The organism is Thermococcus sp. JCM 11816 (assembly GCF_055396515.1).
In genome coordinates this window covers 22,346-43,762 of record NZ_AP043741.1, presented here as the reverse complement: position 1 = coordinate 43,762, position 21,417 = coordinate 22,346, and the positions used below count along the sequence as shown (strand labels likewise).

Sequence of the window (21,417 nt, the reverse complement as noted above, 5' to 3'; positions counted from 1 at the left end):
AGCCTTACTGAATAATAAAAGACATCAATGAACGAAAATTTTGCTGATTTTGGCAGGATGGATGTACATAAATGTAGTAATGGCTCAAGATGCACATCAGAAGAATCGAAGTAAAAACGTAATGATGCATAAATTAAAGAGCTTATGCAAAAATTTTTAAATTCTTCGATTTCTACTGAAAGACGTGGTACTATGAAAAATAAGAACAATGATCTAGAAATAATACTGAGCATGATAAACGTACTAATTGGAGCCTTTGGAATCATAACCATTCCTGCAATGGTCTCGCAGCTTTACCTGTATTATGTGCTAGAGAAAGGAGGAAGAGAGTTCACAAGAGAGGGCGTCCTCGGAGGATTTATAGCGCTCAACGGACTGCTGGCATTGGCGGTACGCTCGAATGATGGGATGTTCTCAGAGGTGGCAATCCTCGCGACTGCGATGGCAACCATCGCGTTTTTATTGTACGCGGTGCATCTTGAAGTGGTGTGGAACCATGAAGTTCGCGGGAATCAACCTCAACGAGCCGAGAATAATGGGCGTAATAAACGTCTCGCCGGAGAGCTTCTACAAGGGAAGCGTCAGGAACGATGAAGAAAAGCTGATAGAAACTGCTCTGAGAATGGTGGAAGAGGGAGCGAGCTTCATTGACATTGGGGCAAAGTCCACGGCTCCCTACCTAGAGACCCAGATACCGGTTGAAGAAGAGATTAGAAGGGCGGTCTGGGCAGTGAAAACGATCCGCAACCACGTTGACGTTCCCATAAGCATTGACACAACAAACGCGAAGGTCGCGGAAGAGGCCATAAAAGCTGGCGCTGATATAATCAACGACGTAACTGGCCTGAAAGGGGATCCCGAGATGCCCAAAGTCGCCGCTGACTACGGTACCCCCGTTGTCCTCTGCGCCCACGGTGAGGTAAGGAACCTCAGCGATCCGGTTCGCACCGTCATGGACTTCCTTCAGGAAAGCCTCAGGATAGCCGAAAGACACGGGATTGAAGACGTTGCAGTTGATCCCGCCATCGGCTTTCTACGCCCCGAATGGCCGCCGTGGTACGTCTGGGACTCAAAGGTCATAGCCAACCTCAACCTGCTTAAGTCCCTTGGGAAGCCAATTCTGGTAGGTGTCTCGAGAAAGTCTTTCATCGGTGCAATAACAGGAAGGCAAGACCCCTCGGAGAGACTGGCAGGTAGTCTATCTGCAACGGCCATAGCGGTGCTGAAAGGGGCAGACATAATACGCACCCATGATGTCAAGGAGACACTAGATACAGTTAAGGTCGCCAGCTTCATCAGGAAGTTCTCTCCTTGATTTCCTTCCACTCTTCTACGAGGGTCTTCAGAAGGCCGAGTGAGACGGGACCGATTATTATCCCAACGAACCCAAAGGCTATGTATCCGCCGATGAAACCCAGGAGGCTTATGATAGCGTTTACTCCCCACTTCAGACGGCTTATCTTATCCCTCAGCAGGATATCAGGAAGGGGCGAAACAAGGGAGAACCCAAGAACCGCCAGAAGGACACCTGAAAGGATGTGGCCCTGATTGATCAGATAGGCAACACCACCAACCCAAACGATCCAGCCGCCAACGACGGGAAGAAGCTCGATTACCACCGTCAGGATTCCAGCGGCAACGGCACCACCCACGTCAGAGATTCCGAAGACCCTGAAAAACAGGGCCATTAATATGCCCTTCCCAACACCGACGAGCAGCCAGCCCCTAAGAACTATGTGGAGCGTTTCTGCCCCACTGTCTATCAGTTTTCTGGCAAGGTCCCTGTTGGTTGGGGGAATTAAAGAGTAAACCTCCTGTTTTATGGCGTCGGCGTTCACAAGGATGCCGTAGAACGAGAACACAGTAACGATAACCTGCAGAAGCAGTGTGGGGAGTGAGTAGGTGTACCCAAGGACGTAGCTGTTAAACCTCTGGGAGATGCCGAGTGAAATTCTCTGGAGGACTTCGTAGGCGGATGGGGGCAGGTTTAAGCCAAGAAGCCAGCCAACAAAGGTGTCAACGTAGTTCGCCAGGGAGTATTTAACGTCGTTTATGAGGAGGGCGAAGCCAAAGACAAACAGAAGGGAAACCACTGTCAAAATCCCCGTTAGGGTAAGTGCCGACCACCGTCCCCCAATTTTTCCTTCAAGGCGCTCATGGACGGGATAGAGGATGTAGGCTGTAGTCGCGGCTATTATAATTGGTGAGAGAATTGGGCTGATCGTTTCCCACGTCAGGTAAAGAACCCCGAGGGAGACGGCAACCCACACTGCAGTTTCAACTCTCATCAAGCATCCCCATGTATTTCAGTATCAGTTCTCTTACCGAGGGCTTGTTGAAAATGAACAGGTAACCCCGCTCATCGAGTATGAAGTTCTTCCCAAGGGCGAGGAGGCCCTTTCCAAGCTTTGCAACCTCGGCCTTTTCAAAGTCTATGAGCTCTTTAACCTCCGCAGGAGCATCTATCTCAGAGAGGACTTTTTCGAGCCTGTTGAGGATGCTCTGGTTAAGGAACTTCACGGGGGCAAGGCGAGGTTCTTCACCGCGTATCTCCGAGGCATCCATATAGATTCCCCAGAACTCCTTGGCACATTCAAAGGGATAGACGTAGTCTTCTCCGTAGTCAGGGAGATAGAGCTCGCGTATAACTGCGAGGAGAAGCCTCCTGGCGTCCTTTCCATAGTACTCTATCCTGAGGTTGAACTTCCCGTCCTCAAAGCCGTTTTCAAACACCTCAAGCTTCTCCTCGCACAGCATTCAACCACCCCCAATGAGGGGAGTGAGGTAGCGCGGGTCAAGGTAGAGGGCAGTGCTCCCGTAGACCCCAAACTCCTCGGGGGTCTCAAGGTCCTTGTACACCACAACCTTTGCACCGCTAACGTTCATTAACTTTTCGAGGACATCTATGGCAGTGTCCATACCCCCAAGCTCGTCGACGAGGGCTCCAGTAACGTTCTCAGCGAACCACGTCTCTCCTGTTGAGAAGTTTTTGACTTCATCAATGGTCATGTTGCGCCCCTCGCTCACTGCGCTGATAAACGCCTGGAAGTAAGTGTTCACCATCTCCGTTATCTTCTCGCGTTCTTCTGGCGTTAAATCTCTCCACTCGGCCCCCATGTCCTTGTGTTTACCAGTTTTGAATACATTTACCTTTATCCCATTCATCTCGTAGTTCTTCTCCAGGTCGTAGTGAACGTAGATAACTCCGATGCTTCCGACCTCAGCCAGCGGGCTGGCCACTATCTTCTGAGCCCCAACTGCTATGTAGTATCCCCCTGATGCTATGATATCCCCGCTGTAAGCGACGACTGGTTTAACTAAAGACAACTTTTTGATTTCGGAGTGTATGTTAATAACAGGCCCAACTACGCCACCGGGACTTTCAATCCAGAGGAGAACCCCACCAACGGACTCGTTCATGGCCAGGTTCCTCAAAAGCGGGATGACCTGGAGGGCCGTGTAGTCGTCTATGATTCCAAATATTGGAACCACGGCGATGGTTGTGCCGCCCTGGTTAGATGAAACGAGTCTCTGCAGGAAAGCGATTTGATCCCTCAGCTCGGCAACTTCGGTGCTGGTAGTGTTAACACTGCCTTCACACACGAGCGTAAAGTTTGAGGGAGTTTCTATGACAAAGCCCGTTTGATTGGCAGGAACAGCGGGGGGATTGACCTGGTAGTAGAGAACCGCGACGCTCACGATTGATAGGGCCAGCAGAAGCGTTAGAACGGCCGAGACGTACTTCCATATCCGATCGTCCATTTTCCCACCCTCAAGTTGTGCACGCGTGAACTTTTAAACCTGTCCCAGAACGGACAAACTTTTATATCTATTCTGGCGACTTCAGAGTTAGGTGATACCCGTGGAGATAGGAGTGACCATCTACCCGCACTTCATCACAAAGGACAAGAGCCTCGCATCGATTCTGGCGGACATAAAAATCAAGGACTACGACTTCGTTTCACTGTTCCCGCACACTCTAGGCCTGATAAAGAACGGTGTTGTAGTTGAGAAGAAGCTCCGCAGCCTTGAAACCACCCTCAAAGGAGTGGGAATAAACTACATCATCAGGATGCCCACCTCAATGAACCTCAGGGACCACGTCTACCACAGCAGGCACTTCAGGGTGGCAAGGGCGGTTGCAGACGTAGCCATAAAGCTCGGTGCAAAGGTCATCGTCATGCAGAGCGGAAAAACTGGAAGGCTGGACCTCGAAATAGAGGCCCTTCAGAGCCTCGCCGACATGCTGAAGCCCTTCGACATCAAGATAGCCCTTGAGAACACCTTCAGCGTCAAGGACACGCTCTACGTCGTCGAAAACGTGAACAGGGACAACGTTGGCTTTGCCCTTGATGTTGCCCACGCATTCTTGAGCGCCCAGGGCAACGAGGAGAAGCTCCTCGACGACGTCAAGCTCGGAACGGACAAAACGATAATCCTCATGGTGCACGACAACTTTGGAAAGCTCTTCCCGCAGGTCGAGCCGGAGGATGCCCTGGCGTACGGAGTCGGTGACCTCCACCTCCTTCCTGGAGAGGGCAAGATACCCTTCGGAAAGGTTCTGAAGCTCTTCGGCGACGTGCCGATACTCCTGAAGGTCAAAGACCCCGAGAAGTTCCAGAAGATACCGACGAAGCAGGGCCTTATAGACCTGCTCCTCAGTCTTTGAGTCCAAGTCTCTTTCCTATTTCTTCGTACAGGACGGCAAAGGCCTTTCCTATCGTCTCCTTCTTTCTCGTGAAGTGCGTGACGTCATCATCGAGGTTCTGGCTGAGTATCTCAACTGCCTCCTCGATTGTTATCTTCTTCTCCAGCCAGGCGTAGGCAAAGAGGGCCTCGGCGATGTCTCCCTTGCCGTGTTTGTCCGTTCTGGGGGGTATGATGTGCCTGAGTCCTGCCATCTCAAGCGCAATGGCGAGGGATGCGTTTGGAACCCGCTCTCCCGTGGGCTTACCGAGGTACTCACTTAAGGCAAGAGAAAAGACGAGGTTGATGAGGGAGTCGCCGAGCTTGGCGAGCCCCTTGTCGGTGAAGTCCCTCGTGTAGGAGATCAACTCCATCACTCTATAGCCGCTTTCCAGGCCTCAAGGACTTCTCTGGCCCTGTCGAATATCCTCTGCGCCGCCTCTTCGAGGGCCTTCTCGGGCGTTATTTTTCCGTCGGTAACGACCTTGAAGCGCGGCTTCCTGGCCATCGTTATCGGGTGCTCAATGGTGTATCCAGCAAACGTCACGTGCTCGTTCTCGTGGAGGGTCTCAGTGAGCAGGTTGGCAAAGGTGTGGTCCTCTCCCTCAAGATAGAACTCAAGGAGGTTCTCTTCACGCCTTATGACCTCAATCCTCATTCTCATCACCTTCAAGGGCTTTCAGCAACTCTTCAAGCGCCTGCTCCTTGTTCTTCACGAGTTCGTATTTAAACTTATCTTCCTTCCACTCGGCCAGACCCAGCTCAACGAGCCTCTCAAGAACTTCCTCGGGGTCAAGGTCGTAGGCTATTGCAACGGGCAGGACGACCTCCCTTATCTGCCTGGTCGTCTGAAGGGCTATCTCCGCTAAAGCCTCTCCGAGGCTGGAAGTTACTTCCACAGCCTCCTCCCAGGGCATTGAGGTAACAATCTCGTCGTCCTTTAGCTCAACCCTTTCGCCTAAGAGCTCAAGGGTTTTGACGATTATGGGAGTTGAGACGCTGGTTCCAGCCTCCCGGAGCAGGTCGTCCACCTTGTAGCGGTAGAGACCCATTCTGTCGGGATAGAGCTTTGCCCTGACCCTCGTGTGGATTTCCCGTATCTTCTGAATGGCCTCCCTGATCTCGTCCTTCGTGCCCTGGACGTTTATCTTGAGCGAGTCCAGCTTGCCGTGAACGTAGATGAACGCTGGAAGACGGAGCCTCTGGAGTTCCCTCATGAACTCCTCCTTCTCCCTGTCGTCCCTAACGTGGATCGTTATAACTCTCTTGGCCCTCATAGAGACACCTTCAGTTTTCTATACAGTGATGAAAGCTTTCTCGTCTCGACGTTTCCACAGCGCGGGCAGATAAGCTTGTCGCCGCGCCTTATCAGCGGCGTCCTGCAGCGGGAGCAGAGGGCATAGACGACACCCAGATCAGGACCCTTCGTACTCAGCTGTATCGGACTCTTCTCGTTGGCGATTACCCTCGCCCTTATCACGTCCCCAATCTTAAACTCCTTGGTGATGTCCTCGACGAAGCCCTCCTTTATCTCGGAGATGTGTATCCCTGCCAGCTTTGAAGTGGCTATCTCCCTGTCGTTCTCCCTGCCCTCAATGCTGATGATCTGGACTATTACGGCCTGAGGCTTCACCTCAACGACCCTGCCTATGACCACGTCTCCAACCCTGGGAAGCGGCGGGACGTCGGTTACGGGTTCAACGCTTATCTCCATTTTTTCAGAGTCTATTCTTACTTTACCAGCCCTAGTGGCGTAAAGCTCACCGTTCTCCTCCCTGACACCATCTCCAGGAAGGAACTCCTCGATAACACCAAGATAATCCCCGGGCAGTACGAGGTCGCCGTTCTTCACGGTCTTTTTCTCATCCATCCTCCCACCTCCGAAAAGTTTCCAGCGAGGATTTTTTAAGCCTTCCCTTTGGGAAAACTTTTAGTAATCTGCCGACGATGTCTTGGTGGTGGTTAAGAATGAGAATGCTTCTGATACACTCGGACTACCTCGAGTACGAGGTCAAGGACAAGGCCCTGAAGAACCCAGAGCCTATAAGCGACGAGCAGAAGAAGGGAAGGCTCGACGAGGTTCTGGCGGTCTTTATCAGCGTTGAGAAGGTTGATGAGACAAACCCCGACGAAGTTGTCGAGAAGGCCGTTAAGGAGATAGAGGACGTTGCTTCCCAGGTTAAGGCCGAAAGGATATTCGTCTACCCCTTCGCCCACCTCAGCAGTGAGCTCGCCAAGCCCGACGTTGCTCTCGAAGTTCTCCGTAAGATCGAGGAGAAGCTGAAGGAGAAGGGCTACGAGGTCAAGCGCGCCCCCTTCGGCTACTACAAGGCATTCAAGCTCTCCTGTAAGGGCCACCCGCTTGCTGAGCTCAGCAGGACGATAGTTCCGGAGGAAGCCGTCTCCAAGGAGGAGCGCAACATAGCCCTCGAAAAGGAGGAGAAGGAGCTCAAGAGCTACTGGTACATCCTCACGCCCGAGGGCGAGCTGATTGACGTTGACAAATTTGACTTCACCGGCCACGAGAACCTGAAGAAGTTCGTGAACTACGAGATAGCCAAGAACAGGGTCGCCGATAGGGAGCCGCCCCACGTCAGGCTCATGCTTGAGCAGGAGCTCGTTGACTACGAGCCGGGAAGCGACGCCGGAAACCTCCGCTACTATCCAAAGGGCAGGCTCATTAAGTCCCTCCTGGAGCAGTACGTCACCGAGAAGGTCATCGAGTATGGAGCTATGGAAGTCGAGACGCCGATCATGTATGACTTCGAGCACCCGGCGCTTGAGAAGTACCTGAACCGCTTCCCTGCCAGGCAGTACGTCGTCAAGAGCGGCGACAAGAAGTTCTTCCTCAGGTTCGCGGCTTGCTTCGGCCAGTTCCTCATAAAGAAGGACGCCACGATAAGCTACCGCAACCTCCCGCTGAGAATGTACGAGCTGACGAGGTACTCCTTCAGGCGCGAGAAGAGCGGTGAGCTCAGCGGTCTTAGAAGGCTCAGGGCCTTCACGATGCCCGATATGCACACGGTAGCTAGAGACCTCAAGCAGGCCATGGACGAGTTCAAGAAGCAGTACAAGCTCAGCATGGAAGTCCTCAAGGGTGTTGGACTAACTCCAGAGGATTACGAGGTTGCAATAAGGTTCACGCGCGACTTCTGGGAGCAGAACAGGGACTTCATCGTCGAGCTGGCCAAGATAATAGGCAAGCCCGTCCTCATCGAGATGTGGGACCAGAGGTTCTTCTACTTCATCCTCAAGTTCGAGTTCAACTTCGTTGACAACCTCGACAAGGCTGCAGCTCTGAGCACCGTCCAGATAGACGTCGAGAACGCCGAGCGCTTCGGCATAAAGTACTACGACGAGGAGGGCAAGGAGAGAACCCCGCTCATACTCCACTGCTCGCCGAGCGGTGCAATCGAGAGGGTCATGTACGCTATCCTTGAGAAGCAGGCCAGGCTCCAGGAGAAGGGCATCAAACCGATGTACCCGCTCTGGCTCAGCCCGATACAGGTTCGCGTTATCCCGGTCAGCGACGAGGTAATGGACTACGCCCTCTACGTGGCAGGTAAGCTCGAGGGCGCCAAGATAAGGGTTGACGTGGACGACACGGGCGACAGGCTCAACAAGAAGATAAGGAAGGCGGAGAAGGAGTGGATTCCGTACATCATCGTCGTTGGAAGGAACGAGAAGGAGCAGAACACCGTCACCGTCAGAAGGAGGAGCGACGGAAGGCAGGTCGAGATGCAGCTCGAAGACCTGATCAGGGAGATAAAGGGGCAGACAGAGGGGTTCCCGTACAAGCCGAGGCCCCTACCGCTGCTCCTCAGCAGAAGGCCGAAGTTCAGAGGTTGAGAGCTTTTCGAGGTGTATCCTTTCTTCTCCCTTTCTGACCTCAAGGGAGTAAACTTTGGGCTCAAAGTCAACGGAAGTTGACTTCAGCGGGTATAGGAGCTCCTTCACGCCCTCCTCCGTAACCTTGGACCTGGCCAGAAGGGCATAGTCGCTCAGGTTGACCGTCCATGCCACGAACTTCCTACTGACGACGTCGGAGTTCAGGGCAATGACAAAGGCGGACTCAGGACATCTGACGCTCTTCTCCGCTATCGTCTGGTTCAGGAGTCTTATCGTTTTTTCCTCCTCGAACATTATGGAAACTCCGTCCAGAGTGTATATAAGTCGGAATAGCCTCGTGTCCTCTCCGAGCTCTTCCCGCAGTTGGGAGTAGATGAGGTCTATCTTGGGGTTTATTGTCTCGGGCTCAACGGTCTCCAGGTAGAAAACTCCTGGGGTTTCTGTGTAAACCTTTGAATACCTGGAACCAAAAACGTCTATTATGGCAATTCTCTTCGCGTTCAGTTCGTTTTTTATGTCCAGACCCACGCTCATTCCTCGATGGAAGAGACCGTTGAGGGAAACGCTATAGTTCGAGATTATAGGAAAATACCCCTTTTTAAGGGACTCCTTCAAAAGAAGGAATGGAATCTGCCAGGCGGAAGAGTAGGTATCGTATATAACCGCCATGACGGAACCGGATAGAGTTTTTGAGTGGAAAAGGTCTAATATGGCCTCAGCCATCATCACTCCTCCGGCGGTCTTCCCGACATGACTTCCTTTATGAACTCCCTGGCCTCGCTGCTGAACTTATCCATGGGCACTTCCCCGCCGAACTTATCGAAGACCTTGCCCTCCCTGAAGTTCAGCTCGAAGACCTCGTAGCGTTCTTCACTCTTCTCGTGGAGCTTGATGCCGTGTTCCCTGAGGTGGGCCTCAAGGTTCTCGATGTCAACGTACTTTCCGCATTCCTCGCACTTGTAGAACTGCCAGAAGATGTAGTCCTGACCTGCTAGGGCGTTGTTCTTTATGTGGTTCACGAGCGCGGCGCCGAGATACTCATAAACGTCCTCCTGGACGAGCTTCCCGTTATCTTCAACGACCTTAAAACCGCTCCAGACTATGTGGTCGTTTATATCAGCGAGGGTGGCCTTGAGGTAGCGGTACGTGAGGACAAAGCTGCCGTTCTTGATGTAGAAAACTCCGTTGTCTGGAATAGCAACGATGTGAATTCCATTGACGTCCTTTCCTGCGAGTGAGTCTGCCTCCTCCCTGTTCTTTGCGACGTCTATGACTACCTTAACGTTGCTCTTCTTGTGAATCCCGGTTATCGTGCTCCCCTCTATCTCCCAGTGGTAGTCGTCGAGATAGCGAACCTGCGTGTACACCTTCTTGGTTCCTGGACTCAGCTCAGCGTACATTCTCTCACCACCGGAGAAGGTTTGCTTCGAAGTTAATAAGCTTTAGCGGAAAAATTTAAAAACTACCTTCCAAAGCGCCGCTGTCTCTTCTGGAACTCACGGATTATCCTAAGAAAGTCTATCTTCCTGAACTCGGGAAAGTAAACGTCAACGAAGAAAAGCTCGCTGTAGGCGATCTGATAGAGGAGGAAGTTGCTTATTCTCACCTCGCCGCCAGTCCTGATGACGATGTCGGGATCGGGCATGTTGGGATAGTAGAGGTAGCGCTTTATGGCCTCCTCATCGATGTCCTCCGGCTTAATCTTTCCTTCAAGGACGTCCCTAACTATTTCCCTGACGGCGTCCGCTATCTCGCTCCTGCCGCCGTATGCGAGGGCTATGTTGAGGTTGTAGTTGGAGTACTTTCTCGTTGCTCTCTCCGCCTCTTCAGCGGCCTTTCTCACGTTTTCGGGAAGCATGTCCTTCCTGCCGAGGACGTTCACCCTGATGCCGTAGCGATGAACCCTTTCATCCTGAACGAGTTCCTTGAACTTCTCCTCGAAGAGGTTCATGAGGGCCTCAACTTCCTCCTTTGAGCGCTTGAAGTTCTCGGTTGAGAAGGCATAGACAGTAAGCGTCCTTATGTTTAGCTCCCTGCACCACTCAAGGATTTCTTCGAGCTTCTTTGATCCGAATAGGTGGCCGTACCAGGGGGGCTTTTCAAGCTTCCTGGCCCACCTTCTGTTGCCGTCCATTATTATGGCAACGTGCTTAGGGATGTTCCCAGATTTAACCTTCTCCAGGAGGTAGCTTTCATAAGCGTCATAGACCGGCTTAAAAAGAATGTGAGGGATGTGGGAGACCAATCTGTATAGCATTTGCCCTCACTCTATCTTCTTCCTCTTGAGGTGCTTCTCCGCCAGCTCCATGTATATCTCGGCGTTTTTCTTCGTCCACTCAATTTCCTCCTCGCTGAGCTGCCTGACGACCTTTCCGGGAACGCCGACGACGAGGCTGTAGTCGGGTATCTCCTTGCCCGGCGGGACGAGGGCACCTGCACCGATTATGACGTGCTTTCCAATCTTCGCACCGTCGAGGATTATCGCACCCATACCTATTATCGTGTAGTCGTCAACGGTGGCACCGTGAACGACGGCGTTGTGGCCGATGGTGACGTACTTCCCTATCTTCGTCGGAAGGCCGTGAGATGTATGAATGCTGACGTTGTCCTGGACGTTGGAGCAGCAGCCGATGTATATCTGCTCTATGTCCCCGCGAAGAACGGCGGAGGGCCAAACGCTCGTTTTTTCCTCAAGAACAACGTCTCCAATTATTGAGGCGGTTTCATCAACAAAAGCCGTCGGGTGTATCTTGGGCTTTTTACCCTCTATCTCGTAAACCGGCATGAGTATCACCGAGTTATCCTCCCGGGGAGAGCTTATAAATGTAACCAGAGAATATCTGTGAGGGTGCGCAATGAGGTACAGACGCGGTGCCAGTGCGGAGAGAGAACTTGCAAAGATTCTTGAGAGCAGGGGGTTTGCGGTCCTCCGTTCAGCAGGGAGCCACAAAATAGACCTGGTGGCCGGAAACGGGAAGGAATACCTCTGCATAGAGGTCAAGAGCACGAGGAGCAGGAAGCTATACCTTCCCATCGAGGACGTTGAAAAGCTTGTTGAGTTTGCTGGACGTTTTGGCGGTAGGCCCGTCCTTGCCGTTAAATTCGTGAACGTCGGGTGGCGCTTTTACGATCCCAATAGATTAGAGCACGGGGAGAAGAGCTATAAGATCGACCTCGAAACGCCTTTCATGACTCTTGATGGGCTCTTGGGAAAACAGAAAACCCTTGAGGGGGTGCTGTAGTTGAGGAGAAAGCCTGTTTTAGGACTGCTAATTTTACTAGTCATTCTGATGGGGATCAAACCTGTCTCCTCCGAAGGGAATGTGGGGGGAATTTCCCTCTCGATAACCGTTCTGAACAATGAGTTCACTGCCCTTCCAGGCGACACCCTTGTGATTCCATTTTCAATAAAGAACACGGGTAACACGACGATAACCAACATGACAGTCTACATAACGGGCCCCACGACTGGATTTCAATACAGCGGAAAGGCCATTCGGATACCCCTTCTTCCAAACGATACCTACAACGATACCTTAATTCTGAAAGTTCTGAACCAGGAACCTGGACAGTATCTCCTTCGCATTATAGCTCGCGTTGGAAACCAGTACTTTGAGGCCCCTGTTATAGTTACCGTCAAGGCGCTCATCGACTACGACCTGACTATAACGGCCCAGGATAGATACATCTACGGCAGGTCAGTGGAAATCTACCTGACCCTGACTTCAAAGTCCAACACTGTGATATCGGGGAGGATAGGATACTACATAGTTGGGAACAGGACAATAATTAACCAGACCACGATAACTTATGTAAAGCCCGACTCCCCCTGGGAAAAGAAGCTGGAGTTCAAAACACTGCCGCTCGGAAACTACACTGTGGTGTTGTGGGCGAATATGAGCGGGGTCTACAAGGAAGTTTCAAAGAATTTCGAAGTCTATAGAAGGGCCCTGAACTACTCAATCCGCTTCGAGCACGGTGCAATCCGGGTTTTTGTCTACGACCGTTCTGGAAGGGGTGTTCCTGATATCACCGTCACTGTAAACGGTGTGGAACTAAAAACTGATCCCAACGGCGCTGTAACGTACTCCGTGAGCACGCCGGGGGCATATCGGGTCACATTAGACCTCGATGGAAAGATCATTTCAAAAGAACTGGTCGTAAAGTCCCTCCACATAAGCAGCATCCAGGAAGGGGAGAGGCTGATAGTTCAGGTCACCGATGGGAAGAACTCGGTTCCCAACGTTACGGTAACTGTGGAGGGACCCAAAGGGAAGGATTTTGGAATAACGAACTCCACTGGCTTTGCACTCTTCAACCTTTCAAAGGTTGGCTACGGGACACTGATTGTAAAGGCTGAAAGCTCCTCGTATCTTCCCGCCGAGACAATCATCACCACTGTCAGCCCCCCCTCACCAACGAAAACATCAACCACGACGCCCAAAACCTCAAACACGACGACAACTATTCCAACCACTACGACTACCCAGTATCCCCCAACCAGCTCAGAACACTCCAAAAAGTCGGGAATTAGTACAGAGACGGCCCTAATCCTCGTAATATCAGGTATCCTGCTAGCTGCGACCTCTTACTTCGCGCTTGCAATGCCCACAGTCCACGAGGAGACCCTCGACAGGTACTACTTCATAAAAGTCCGTGCACCGCGCCTCAGGCCCCTAAAGGACTACAAACTCGTGAGGCCCGTGAAAGCGATAGAGGTGCGGGTTACTAAGGGTAAAGCGATGCTGAATGAGGACGGAATAACATGGGAGCTTGACCTCGAACCCGGGGAGGAAGCCTATCTTCAGGCCATTCTGGGTTGAAATCTTCTTTCTCCCATTTTTGGGCAGCAAAGCTTATTAAGAAATCCAAAAACATTTAGACGGACATCTAAAGGAGGCGGTTGAGATGGTTGACATAGAGTTGCTCAAGAGGGTTGTTGAAGCCCCTGGCGTTTCTGGATATGAGTTCCTCGGCATAAGGGACGTCGTAATAGAGGCACTGAAGGACTACGTGGACGAGATAAAGGTCGACAAGCTCGGCAACGTCATAGCCCACAAGAAGGGGAACGGGCCAAAGGTCATGGTGGCGGCCCATATGGACAAGATCGGCCTCATGGTAAACCACATTGACAATGAAGGCTACCTCCACGTCGTCCCGATAGGGGGAGTTGACCCGAGGACGCTCGTGGCCCAGAGGATAAGGTTCTTCACCGACAAGGGCGAGCGCTACGGTGTCGTCGGACACATCCCACCCCACCTCCAGAAGCCTGAGGACAGAAAGAAGGCAGCAGACTGGGACACCATAGTGGTTGATGTCGGTGCAGACAGCAAGGAAGAGGCAGAAGAGATGGGCTTCCGCGTTGGAACCGTCGGCGAGTTCGCACCGGCCTTCACCAAGCTCACCGAGAACAGGATAGCCACCCCATACCTTGACGACCGCGTCTGCCTCTACGCCATGATCGAGGCTGCCAGGGCACTTGAGAACCACGAGGCGGACATATACTTCGTCGCATCAGTCCAGGAGGAGGTCGGGCTGAGGGGAGCGCGCGTCGCTAGCTACGCAATAGACCCGGAGATCGGCATAGCGATGGACGTAACCTTCGCCAAGCAGGTCGGCGACAAGGGCAAGATCGTTCCAAAGCTCGGCGGCGGGCCAGTTATGGACGAGGTCGGCCCCAACATCCACCCCAAGGTCAGGCGCTTCGCCGATGAAGTCGCCAAGAAGTACGACATCCCGCTCCAGGTCGAGGCAAGCCCGAGGCCGACTGGAACCGACGCCAACATAATGCAGATCAACAGGGAGGGCGTGGCAACTGCAGTCCTCAGCATACCGATAAGGTACATGCACAGCCAGGTCGAGACGGCCGACCTGAGGGACATAGATCTGACCATAAAGTTCGCCAAGCACTTCCTCGAGGAGCTCAGGCCGATGGACCTAATCCCATGAGCAAAAGGTTTATTTCAACCTTTTCTTAATCTCTTTTTGGGTGTGCGCGTGATACTCATAGTCCCCATTGGCTACATCCCGGAATGGCTCATAAAGGATGTGGCTGAATTCGTGGATTCCTACTACTCACGAAGGGGAGTTTCCGTTAAAGCTGGCGATTACCTAAGCGAGAGCCTGTTTCTATCAGCGTATCATCCATTCAGGCGTCAGTTCCTAGGTGGTGCGTTTCTACCCACGCTTTCCGAGATTGGAAATAGGGCGGGAGCACTTGCCACAGTGGGCATCACAAAGGTTGACCTCTACGAAAAGGGCATGAACTTCGTCTTTGGTGTAGCCAGTGAAAAGTTGAGGAGTGCCGTTGTTTCAATCCACCGGCTAAGGCCCGAGTTCTATGGAAGGCCGAGCAACGACGAGCTCCTCATAGAGAGGACTGTAAAGGAAGTCATGCACGAGCTCGGCCACGTTTTTGGGCTTTCTCACTGTCCAAACGTCCGCTGTGTTATGCACTTCTCAAACTCGGTCGATGATACGGATATCAAACTCCCCTACTACTGCCCAAACTGTGAGCGGAAACTCTTGAGGAATCTGGAGGTGGTTTTGTGATAGAGGTAGAACTGAAAGGATACGCCAGTGATGAAATCTTCCAGAGGGTACGGGATGAGTTCAAGTTCATAAGGAAGGAGTACCACGAGGATACCTACTATCAGCACCCGTGTAGGGACTTTTCGGAGACCGATGAGGCACTTAGAATCAGAATAAGGCGGTTTAACGGCCACTTTGAGGCCTTTATGACATACAAGGGTCCAAAAATTGATGAGCATTCAAAAACACGGAAGGAAATCGAAGTCCCGCTCAGCGATCCCGACAAACACGCTGAGATATTAGAAAGCCTTGGATTCGTGGAGGTTCTCACGGTTTCCAAGGTGAGGGAGAAGTACTACGTCGAGAAAGGGATAATAATAGCCCTGGACGAGGTTGAGGGGCTTGGGAAGTTTATAGAGATAGAGGCGATGACGGAGAGAAATGAAGACGTTCCACAGCTTATAGACAAGTTGAGGGCAATACTGACTGAACTCGGCGTTGAGAGGTTCGAACGCAGATCCTATCTGGAACTTCTGCTGGAAAAGGAGGGAGCAAATGGGGAAGCTTGATGAACTCTTTGGTTCTTTTATTGGTGGACGGCCAGACACGGAGGTACTCACGGAGATAGAAGACAGGCTCCTAGTGGACGACATACCCGGGGCAATTGCCCTTCTTGAAGAACTAAAGAAAGAGCAGAACCTTGTCATAGCGGTACGGCTGATTTTAAGAAAGATAACCCAGATGCTGGAGAAAGGAGATGGTCAATCATTCAGGGCACTTCCCCTCATAAAACAGCTCCTCCCTCACATCAACGGGATAAGAAATGAGCGCTACCGCGCCCTCCTTCTAGGGGAGATTTCCATTGGATTTTACCTCGCTGGCTCCGAGCTTGAAGGGGATTTCACATTAAAGACCGCGATAAACCTTGCCCTTCAGCATCCAGACATACTGAGGGACATTCTCTTTTCCCTGATTAAGGCAGGTCTTCTCCAAAAGGCTGCCTACGCAATGAAATTCGTAAAAGACCCGGAAAAGCTAGACGTTGTCCTGTCATATCTGGCGGAGGTGTTCTACGAGAGGGGAGACATCGAAAAGGCGCTTGCAATAATAAGCCACATAACGAGCAACTTCCACAGGGCCGTTGCGCTGATGCACCTGGCACAGCTTGAGGAGAACCGCGATAGGGGGAAAGCGCTCCAGTTCATAGAGTCAGCGATAAAGATAGCGGAAAGAATAGAAGATCCTGAAACCAGATTTGAGCTGATGCTGAAGCTTTACGACCTTAAACACGAGATAATGGGCGAACCGCTCAGCGTTGGTGAGTTACTCTCGGCTGAAACTCCTCTGGAGAAAGAAGCGGCGGAAGGCCAAGACGGTGGGAGAGTATAAGGGAGTGCGGCAGTTTAATTCCAAGCCCCAAAAGTTCCCCGACCCTTCTGGCGACTTCCCTAGGCGTGCCCTCTAAAAACACTCTTCCGTCCTTGAGCACAACTATTCTGTCTGCGTTTCTGAAGAGGAAGCGGGAATCGTGTTCGACGATTATTACCGTTACCCCCTCTTTTCTCAGCCTAAGTATCACGTTCTCAACTTCTTTCTTACCCCCAGGATCGAGCTGAGAAGTTGGCTCGTCCATGACGATAATCGGCGGCTTCATGGCCAGAACTGATGCTATGGCCAACCTCTGTTTCTCCCCACCGCTGAGGTTTGGCGGGAACTCCTCCCGCTTTCCTTCCAGACCGACGACCCTCAGCGCCCAGCTGACCCTCTCTTCTATCTCTTCCCTTGGAAGGCCCAGGTTTCCAAGGGCGAAGGCCACTTCATCCTCCACCGTCATATTGAACAGCTGGCTTTCGGGGTTCTGGAGCACGAGACCCACCACTGTGGAGAGCTTAGAAACTGGTGTTTCCAGAGTTCTCAATTCCTCTCCAGTCGAGGGATTTCTGACCAGAACCTCCCCAGAGAAATCGCCCCTGATGGAGTGGGGGATTACCCCGTTGAACGTCAGAACAAGGGTCGATTTTCCGCTTCCGCTCGGCCCGATTATCCCAACCATCTCCCCCCTTCTAACTGACAGATTCACACCATTGAGGGCCGGCTTTTTCGAGCGCGGGTACTGAAAACGCAGGTTTCTAACTTCCAGAACGTTCACCTTCTCAGCCCCCTCGGGAGAAGGAAGAACACGCTTATTATGAACACGAGCGTCGAGAATATCTCAAGCCTGCCTATCCACATAAGGAGTATGTAGACGAACTTAAGGTCAGCCGGCATCGCCGGGGATGTTATACCAACGCTGAGACCGACGTTGCCCTGGGCGGAGGCCACCTCAAAGAGAGCATCCGCGAGGTTGGCGTGGACTCTAAGCATTGTGTAGAGGACTCCCGCAAGCAAGAACGCGACGTACGTCATCGTAAAGCTCATTACCTCCTGTATATCCTCCTCACTGAAGACGTAGTTTCCGACCTTTCTCTTGATGACGGCGCCCTTCGGGAGTATGGCGCTTTCGATCGTCCACTTGAGGCTCTCGTACATCAGGGTTATCCTTATCAGCTTTATTCCGCCCGCAGTGCTTCCGGCACCGCCGCCGATAACCATCAGCACCGCCAGGAGAAACTTTCCAACCTCCGGATACTTGGAGAGGTCGGATATCTGGAATCCAGTACAGCTTATAGCTGAAACCGCATGGAAAACAGCGTCCTGGAGCGCCTGGGCGAGGGAATCCCCAACCTGGACTAGTCCATAGGCGATGAGGGAAACCGCAGGGATTAGGAAGAAGAACATGTACCTGACCTGAATGTCCGCGAAGAACGGTTTGAGAGACCTGTCCTTGAAGACCCTGTAGTGGACTGTGAAATTAACGGCACCCATTATCATGAGGAAGATCGTCACGGCGTTTATAGCCGGACTGTGGAAGAACCCTATGCTCTCGTCGTGGGTGCTCATACCACCTGTGCCAAGACCTGTCATGGAGTGTGTGAGCGCATCAAAGAGGCCCATCCCGTTGAGGTAGTACAGGTAGACACCAACAAGCGTCAGGACGAGGTATATTTCAAATATGACCTTGGCCGTGTTCACCAGGTTTGGAAGGATTCTCTCGCTCCTTGCCTCAGCCCTGTAGAGCCTGGCCGCGGCAACACCTGGCCGAATAAGGACGGTGAGAGCAACCAGTACTATACCAATTCCACCTAACCACTGCATCCAGGCCCTCCAGAACAGCAGCATCTTGGGATAGCTCTGCAGGTTGCTCATCATGGTGAGACCAGTGCCTGTCCAAGCGCTCATACATTCAAAATAGGAATCCAGCAGGGGCATGTGAGCGATCTTCATAAAGGGGACAACGCTGACGAGTGAAGCGAGGAGCCAGGTAAATGCAGCAGCAACCATCGCCTGTCTGAGGTTTACATCCTCAATCTTGCTGGAGTGTCTGCTGAGCCAGGCCCCGAACAGGATTGAGGCCATTCCGGGCAGGGCGAAGTATGGCACATATTTTATCTCCTCGGGATAGACCCACACCAGCAGTGCGGGAACAAGGTAAGCTACCCCCACACCCTCAAGTATTGATCCAGTGAGGTTTCTAACGACGAAGAAGTCATCGGAGACGTTGATGTGCTTCCTGAAGTCTAACATTCCCTCACCTTCCTGGACTATGGGGGTGGAAATAAAAGGTTTTTCGTAAGGTTTAAGGGCAGCCTAACACTAAGGAAGTTGGTGGTCAAAAGTGGACGAGAGAGAAGCACTCATAAAGGCAGGAGAGATCGCAAGACAGGTCAAGAAAGAGGTAGTCGATCTGATAAAACCCGGTGCAAAGCTCTACGACATAGCAGAGTTCGTGGAAAGGAAGATAGTTGAGCTGGGAGGCAAACCTGCTTTCCCGTGCAACCTCTCAATAAACGAAATTGCCGCACACTATACCCCCTACAAAGGAGACGAGACGGCTCTCAAGGAAGGAGACTACCTGAAGCTCGACATTGGCGTTCACGTTGATGGATACATCGCGGACACTGCCGTCACTTTTAGGGTGGGAATGGAAGAGGACGAGCTTATGGAAGCGGCAAGGGAAGCACTTGAAAACGCGATAGCAACGGTTAGAGCTGGGGTAATGATAAGGGACGTCGCCAGAGCCATTGAGGAGACCATCCGGGGGAAGGGCTTTAACCCAATAGTGAACCTGAGCGGCCACAAGGTTGAGCGCTACAAGCTCCACGCGGGCGTCAGCGTGCCCAATGTCTACAGGGAGGCCGACACCTACGTCCTCCAGGAGGGCGACGTCTTCGCAATAGAGCCCTTCGCGACAACTGGAGCCGGGCAGGTCATCGAGGTTCCGCCCGCGCTCATCTTCATGTACCTCCGCGATAGACCCGTGAGGATGCTCCAGGCTAGGAGACTTTTGATGCACATAAAGAAGAACTACAAGACCTTACCCTTCGCCTACCGCTGGCTCCAGGACTTTTTACCTGAGGGACAGCTCAAACTCGCCCTGGCCCAGCTTGAGAAGGCCGGCGCCATCTATGCCTACCCGATCCTCAGGGAAGTCCGGGGTGGGATGGTTGCCCAGTTCGAGCACACCGTCATAGTAGAAAAGGAGGGTGCTTACATAACTACATAATTCACCTTTTCTGTTTTCATATTTTGTTTCATGCAGGATTCTGAGGAGAGACTGCCCTGTGAAAGTTTACCCCCAGAAGAGCCATTGGTGAATTTAAGGATAGAGGAGGAAAGACCCGGAGGGCCAGGCCCTTGAATGGCGCCGGGGCAGGGATTTGAACCCTGGTGGGCGGACGCCCACGGGATCTCGAGTCCCGCGCCTTCCCAGGCTAGGCTACCCCGGCGCTCTTAACCATCAACACTCCCCGCGAGAGACTTTATAAATTTTTTTAGTCCCTTATCTCTGAAAGAAGAACCGCCACACAAAATCTGGATCAATGGACGATGAAATTAGGACATACTTAGTTGGTTTTAGTCTCGTCAGGTTTAAGAGTTGAACTCATAGTTGGGGTTAATCTTAAGAGAAAGAAGACGAAGGTAAAGAGGGTGGGAAAAGTGGTCATAAAAAGTACTGATGACAAGACCAATGGACTCAGAATTCGTGGGGCACTTGAAATCCGGCTCTCGCCGGAGATTTAGTGGATTTGGTGAAATCTGGTGAGATAGATATCAGTAAGATTGAGCAGAGGCCTCTTAAACTTAAGCGATACCAGAAGTTTGACTATTGACCAAACAGATACTACCAAAGTTTGGATTATAACTGTGGAGTCGATCACAGCCTTTCTGTAAAAACGTCTTGTTTGCGGCTCTTTTTTAGTCATTGAGCCGAAAGGTATATTTTCTCCAAAATCCACAATCTCAAGCTCCCCGCCTTTCTTTTTCTCTTTTGAAAACCCTGCCCTTTAGGATAGAAGGAGTCAGCTTTCTCAACTTCAAGAGACTATAGAAACACCACTCAAACCTACTAGAGGATTTAAATGGCATTGAGTTAGAAGGGAGGAAGCATATGAAAGAAAAGTTAATAATCCAGATTTCCCAAACATCTCAAGGTGTTAAGTATGGCCGTGAGTGTGAAGAATTCGGAGGGAATAAAACTTCTCATTGAGGAGGTTGCGAAGGCCGTTGGTGTTTCACCAAAAGAGCTTATCGAGTATTATGAGTGGAAGGCTAACCGGGAGAAGCTAAAGAAAATGAAACCCACGAGGATGACTAAAAAGGAGGCTAAAAACTTCATACTCTCCCAGAAGGGAAAGAGGAAGATAAGCGAGGAAGAGGCCATTAAACTCTATTATGAAGCTGAGGAGGAGATCAAGAAATGGGAGAAAATCGAAAGAAAACTAAAGAAACTCGGCTTAGAGTAGTTATTGATACTTCAGTATTATTCTCTGGTGCAATCTCCACTCGAGGTTATGCTTTTGAGGTTCTCGAACTCTTAGCTACGGGGAAAATAACAAACTACATTTCCTCAAAAACTCTCAAGGAATATGAAGAGAAGCTTTATTCAAAAAAGGCGCTGAGGTATATTTCCCTTGAGGAAGCTAAGGGGTATATTCAATCAATGAAGGCATTATCAAAAAGGGTTCAAATTAAGCGTTCATTCCAGAAGTCTAAAACTATTCTTGAGAAAGTCCGTGATCCGAAGGATATTCCGTTTCTGGACGTTGTGTATAACGCTAAGGCCGACGTGCTGATAACCTATGACCGTAAGCATTTGTTGAGAATCAGGAACAAAGAGAAGAAGTTTAAGCTCGGAAGACATGAGTTCTATATCCTCACGCCGAAAGAGTTCATAGAATTCTACAAAAAGTAATAATTCCATGATAAAATTTTAGCTCTTCACTGGGCGCTGGGCGAAAGATTTATTAACCT

The 21,417-nt window shown here is 51.4% G+C and carries 26 protein-coding genes and 1 tRNA gene; 13 read left to right on the top strand and 14 right to left on the bottom strand.

The annotated features are described in order from the left end of the window. Positions 1-192 precede the first annotated feature (192 nt). A complete protein-coding gene (locus ACZ5TN_RS00270) occupies positions 193-594 on the top strand; it encodes a hypothetical protein (RefSeq protein WP_464916814.1) in 402 nt (133 codons plus the stop codon). After that, positions 497-1,315 (top strand): dihydropteroate synthase, encoded by an 819-nt coding sequence (gene folP / locus ACZ5TN_RS00265; protein ID WP_464916813.1) that lies wholly within the window; start codon positions 497-499, stop codon positions 1,313-1,315. The genes ACZ5TN_RS00270 and folP overlap by 98 nt, the downstream gene beginning before the upstream one ends. Here folP and ACZ5TN_RS00260 read toward each other — a convergent pair. The 3 genes from ACZ5TN_RS00260 to sppA are packed head-to-tail and all read right to left on the bottom strand — an operon-like array spanning position 1,296 to position 3,762. After that, complete coding sequence (locus ACZ5TN_RS00260) at positions 1,296-2,288, bottom strand: AI-2E family transporter (RefSeq protein ID WP_011250113.1); 993 nt, start codon at positions 2,286-2,288, stop codon at positions 1,296-1,298. The genes folP and ACZ5TN_RS00260 overlap by 20 nt on opposite strands. Further along, positions 2,278-2,757: a PH1570 family protein gene (locus ACZ5TN_RS00255; protein ID WP_011250114.1), complete on the bottom strand. Its 480-nt coding sequence runs from the start codon at positions 2,755-2,757 to the stop codon at positions 2,278-2,280. Before ACZ5TN_RS00255 ends, ACZ5TN_RS00260 begins: the two co-directional genes overlap by 11 nt. Then, positions 2,758-3,762 (bottom strand): signal peptide peptidase SppA, encoded by a 1,005-nt coding sequence (gene sppA / locus ACZ5TN_RS00250; RefSeq protein WP_464916812.1) that lies wholly within the window; start codon positions 3,760-3,762, stop codon positions 2,758-2,760. Positions 3,763-3,862: 100 nt separating this feature from the next. On the opposite strand from sppA, the gene ACZ5TN_RS00245 reads away from it, so the two are divergent. After that, positions 3,863-4,669: a sugar phosphate isomerase/epimerase family protein gene (locus tag ACZ5TN_RS00245; protein WP_464917410.1), complete on the top strand. Its 807-nt coding sequence runs from the start codon at positions 3,863-3,865 to the stop codon at positions 4,667-4,669. Here ACZ5TN_RS00245 and ACZ5TN_RS00240 read toward each other — a convergent pair. The 4 genes from ACZ5TN_RS00240 to ACZ5TN_RS00225 are packed head-to-tail and all read right to left on the bottom strand — an operon-like array spanning position 4,659 to position 6,556. Continuing rightward, entirely contained in the window at positions 4,659-5,060 is a 402-nt protein-coding gene (locus ACZ5TN_RS00240; RefSeq protein WP_011250117.1) for a ribonuclease III family protein, read from the bottom strand. The genes ACZ5TN_RS00245 and ACZ5TN_RS00240 overlap by 11 nt on opposite strands. After that, positions 5,060-5,344, bottom strand: a complete 285-nt coding sequence (locus tag ACZ5TN_RS00235; protein ID WP_054840456.1) for a DNA-directed RNA polymerase subunit L — start codon at positions 5,342-5,344, stop codon at positions 5,060-5,062. The genes ACZ5TN_RS00240 and ACZ5TN_RS00235 overlap by 1 nt, the downstream gene beginning before the upstream one ends. Beyond that, positions 5,334-5,963, bottom strand: coding sequence for a DUF2067 family protein (locus ACZ5TN_RS00230; RefSeq protein WP_464916811.1), 630 nt, complete (start codon positions 5,961-5,963; stop codon positions 5,334-5,336). The genes ACZ5TN_RS00235 and ACZ5TN_RS00230 overlap by 11 nt, the downstream gene beginning before the upstream one ends. Beyond that, positions 5,960-6,556, bottom strand: coding sequence for an exosome complex RNA-binding protein Csl4 (locus tag ACZ5TN_RS00225; RefSeq protein WP_464916810.1), 597 nt, complete (start codon positions 6,554-6,556; stop codon positions 5,960-5,962). The genes ACZ5TN_RS00230 and ACZ5TN_RS00225 overlap by 4 nt, the downstream gene beginning before the upstream one ends. Positions 6,557-6,654: 98 nt before the next feature. Between ACZ5TN_RS00225 and ACZ5TN_RS00220 the strand changes: the two genes are divergently transcribed. After that, positions 6,655-8,535, top strand: coding sequence for a threonine--tRNA ligase (locus tag ACZ5TN_RS00220; protein WP_464916809.1), 1,881 nt, complete (start codon positions 6,655-6,657; stop codon positions 8,533-8,535). Here ACZ5TN_RS00220 and ACZ5TN_RS00215 read toward each other — a convergent pair. The 4 genes from ACZ5TN_RS00215 to ACZ5TN_RS00200 all read right to left on the bottom strand — a co-directional run bounded on the left by ACZ5TN_RS00215 (position 8,494) and on the right by ACZ5TN_RS00200 (position 11,320). Beyond that, complete coding sequence (locus ACZ5TN_RS00215) at positions 8,494-9,258, bottom strand: hypothetical protein (protein WP_464916808.1); 765 nt, start codon at positions 9,256-9,258, stop codon at positions 8,494-8,496. The genes ACZ5TN_RS00220 and ACZ5TN_RS00215 overlap by 42 nt on opposite strands. 2 nt (positions 9,259-9,260) lie before the next feature. Next, positions 9,261-9,935: a TBP-interacting protein gene (locus ACZ5TN_RS00210; protein WP_464916807.1), complete on the bottom strand. Its 675-nt coding sequence runs from the start codon at positions 9,933-9,935 to the stop codon at positions 9,261-9,263. Between the two features lie 62 nt (positions 9,936-9,997). Next, positions 9,998-10,792 carry a polyprenyl diphosphate synthase gene (gene uppS, locus ACZ5TN_RS00205; protein WP_011250124.1) on the bottom strand — a complete coding sequence of 265 codons (795 nt, stop codon included), beginning with the start codon at positions 10,790-10,792 and terminating at the stop codon, positions 9,998-10,000. 6 nt (positions 10,793-10,798) lie between these two features. Beyond that, positions 10,799-11,320: a gamma carbonic anhydrase family protein gene (locus ACZ5TN_RS00200; RefSeq protein WP_011250125.1), complete on the bottom strand. Its 522-nt coding sequence runs from the start codon at positions 11,318-11,320 to the stop codon at positions 10,799-10,801. Between the two features lie 70 nt (positions 11,321-11,390). Here ACZ5TN_RS00200 and hjc point away from each other — a divergent pair, with 70 nt between their 5' ends. The 6 genes from hjc (at position 11,391) to ACZ5TN_RS00170 (ending at position 16,455) form a co-directional block, all read left to right on the top strand. Further along, on the top strand, positions 11,391-11,777 hold the full coding sequence (gene hjc / locus ACZ5TN_RS00195) for a Holliday junction resolvase Hjc (protein WP_464916806.1): 387 nt from the start codon (positions 11,391-11,393) through the stop codon (positions 11,775-11,777). Next, complete coding sequence (locus ACZ5TN_RS00190) at positions 11,778-13,358, top strand: COG1470 family protein (RefSeq protein WP_464916805.1); 1,581 nt, start codon at positions 11,778-11,780, stop codon at positions 13,356-13,358. 85 nt (positions 13,359-13,443) lie between these two features. Next, a complete protein-coding gene (locus ACZ5TN_RS00185) occupies positions 13,444-14,484 on the top strand; it encodes a lysyl aminopeptidase (protein ID WP_464916804.1) in 1,041 nt (346 codons plus the stop codon). Between the two features lie 42 nt (positions 14,485-14,526). Continuing rightward, entirely contained in the window at positions 14,527-15,087 is a 561-nt protein-coding gene (locus ACZ5TN_RS00180) for an archaemetzincin family Zn-dependent metalloprotease (protein ID WP_464917409.1), read from the top strand. Further along, on the top strand, positions 15,084-15,635 hold the full coding sequence (cyaB, locus tag ACZ5TN_RS00175; RefSeq protein ID WP_464916803.1) for a class IV adenylate cyclase: 552 nt from the start codon (positions 15,084-15,086) through the stop codon (positions 15,633-15,635). Before ACZ5TN_RS00180 ends, cyaB begins: the two co-directional genes overlap by 4 nt. Further along, complete coding sequence (locus ACZ5TN_RS00170; protein WP_464916802.1) at positions 15,622-16,455, top strand: hypothetical protein; 834 nt, start codon at positions 15,622-15,624, stop codon at positions 16,453-16,455. The genes cyaB and ACZ5TN_RS00170 overlap by 14 nt, the downstream gene beginning before the upstream one ends. Here ACZ5TN_RS00170 and ACZ5TN_RS00165 read toward each other — a convergent pair. Continuing rightward, on the bottom strand, positions 16,376-17,215 hold the full coding sequence (locus tag ACZ5TN_RS00165; protein WP_464916801.1) for an energy-coupling factor ABC transporter ATP-binding protein: 840 nt from the start codon (positions 17,213-17,215) through the stop codon (positions 16,376-16,378). The genes ACZ5TN_RS00170 and ACZ5TN_RS00165 overlap by 80 nt on opposite strands. Then, positions 17,212-18,690, bottom strand: coding sequence for a TrkH family potassium uptake protein (locus tag ACZ5TN_RS00160; protein WP_464916800.1), 1,479 nt, complete (start codon positions 18,688-18,690; stop codon positions 17,212-17,214). The genes ACZ5TN_RS00165 and ACZ5TN_RS00160 overlap by 4 nt, the downstream gene beginning before the upstream one ends. A 91-nt stretch (positions 18,691-18,781) precedes the next feature. On the opposite strand from ACZ5TN_RS00160, the gene map reads away from it, so the two are divergent. After that, on the top strand, positions 18,782-19,669 hold the full coding sequence (map, locus tag ACZ5TN_RS00155) for a type II methionyl aminopeptidase (RefSeq protein WP_464916799.1): 888 nt from the start codon (positions 18,782-18,784) through the stop codon (positions 19,667-19,669). Positions 19,670-19,805: 136 nt separating this feature from the next. Here map and ACZ5TN_RS00150 read toward each other — a convergent pair. After that, positions 19,806-19,892, bottom strand: a tRNA-Ser gene (locus ACZ5TN_RS00150). A gap of 714 nt (positions 19,893-20,606) precedes the next feature. On the opposite strand from ACZ5TN_RS00150, the gene ACZ5TN_RS00145 reads away from it, so the two are divergent. Then, entirely contained in the window at positions 20,607-20,909 is a 303-nt protein-coding gene (locus ACZ5TN_RS00145; protein WP_011250135.1) for a hypothetical protein, read from the top strand. After that, positions 20,864-21,358 (top strand): putative toxin-antitoxin system toxin component, PIN family, encoded by a 495-nt coding sequence (locus tag ACZ5TN_RS00140; protein ID WP_011250136.1) that lies wholly within the window; start codon positions 20,864-20,866, stop codon positions 21,356-21,358. The genes ACZ5TN_RS00145 and ACZ5TN_RS00140 overlap by 46 nt, the downstream gene beginning before the upstream one ends. Positions 21,359-21,417: the final 59 nt, after the last annotated feature.

Excerpts from the sequence above, each read along its gene's own strand:
- ACZ5TN_RS00170 (WP_464916802.1), top strand. The coding sequence starts at position 15,622 with ATGGGGAAGCTTGATGAACTCTTTGGTTCTTTTATTGGTGGACGGCCA.
- ACZ5TN_RS00230 (WP_464916811.1), bottom strand. The coding sequence starts at position 5,963 with ATGAGGGCCAAGAGAGTTATAACGATCCACGTTAGGGACGACAGGGAG.
- folP (WP_464916813.1), top strand. The coding sequence starts at position 497 with ATGAAGTTCGCGGGAATCAACCTCAACGAGCCGAGAATAATGGGCGTA.
- uppS (WP_011250124.1), bottom strand. The coding sequence starts at position 10,792 with ATGCTATACAGATTGGTCTCCCACATCCCTCACATTCTTTTTAAGCCG.
- ACZ5TN_RS00270 (WP_464916814.1), top strand. The coding sequence starts at position 193 with ATGAAAAATAAGAACAATGATCTAGAAATAATACTGAGCATGATAAAC.
- ACZ5TN_RS00255 (WP_011250114.1), bottom strand. The coding sequence starts at position 2,757 with ATGCTGTGCGAGGAGAAGCTTGAGGTGTTTGAAAACGGCTTTGAGGAC.
- hjc (WP_464916806.1), top strand. The coding sequence starts at position 11,391 with ATGAGGTACAGACGCGGTGCCAGTGCGGAGAGAGAACTTGCAAAGATT.
- ACZ5TN_RS00260 (WP_011250113.1), bottom strand. The coding sequence starts at position 2,288 with ATGAGAGTTGAAACTGCAGTGTGGGTTGCCGTCTCCCTCGGGGTTCTT.
- sppA (WP_464916812.1), bottom strand. The coding sequence starts at position 3,762 with ATGGACGATCGGATATGGAAGTACGTCTCGGCCGTTCTAACGCTTCTG.
- ACZ5TN_RS00220 (WP_464916809.1), top strand. The coding sequence starts at position 6,655 with ATGAGAATGCTTCTGATACACTCGGACTACCTCGAGTACGAGGTCAAG.
- ACZ5TN_RS00185 (WP_464916804.1), top strand. The coding sequence starts at position 13,444 with ATGGTTGACATAGAGTTGCTCAAGAGGGTTGTTGAAGCCCCTGGCGTT.
- ACZ5TN_RS00210 (WP_464916807.1), bottom strand. The coding sequence starts at position 9,935 with ATGTACGCTGAGCTGAGTCCAGGAACCAAGAAGGTGTACACGCAGGTT.
- ACZ5TN_RS00140 (WP_011250136.1), top strand. The coding sequence starts at position 20,864 with ATGGGAGAAAATCGAAAGAAAACTAAAGAAACTCGGCTTAGAGTAGTT.
- ACZ5TN_RS00145 (WP_011250135.1), top strand. The coding sequence starts at position 20,607 with ATGGCCGTGAGTGTGAAGAATTCGGAGGGAATAAAACTTCTCATTGAG.
- ACZ5TN_RS00160 (WP_464916800.1), bottom strand. The coding sequence starts at position 18,690 with ATGTTAGACTTCAGGAAGCACATCAACGTCTCCGATGACTTCTTCGTC.
- ACZ5TN_RS00225 (WP_464916810.1), bottom strand. The coding sequence starts at position 6,556 with ATGGATGAGAAAAAGACCGTGAAGAACGGCGACCTCGTACTGCCCGGG.
- ACZ5TN_RS00235 (WP_054840456.1), bottom strand. The coding sequence starts at position 5,344 with ATGAGGATTGAGGTCATAAGGCGTGAAGAGAACCTCCTTGAGTTCTAT.
- ACZ5TN_RS00240 (WP_011250117.1), bottom strand. The coding sequence starts at position 5,060 with ATGGAGTTGATCTCCTACACGAGGGACTTCACCGACAAGGGGCTCGCC.
- ACZ5TN_RS00215 (WP_464916808.1), bottom strand. The coding sequence starts at position 9,258 with ATGGCTGAGGCCATATTAGACCTTTTCCACTCAAAAACTCTATCCGGT.
- ACZ5TN_RS00200 (WP_011250125.1), bottom strand. The coding sequence starts at position 11,320 with ATGCCGGTTTACGAGATAGAGGGTAAAAAGCCCAAGATACACCCGACG.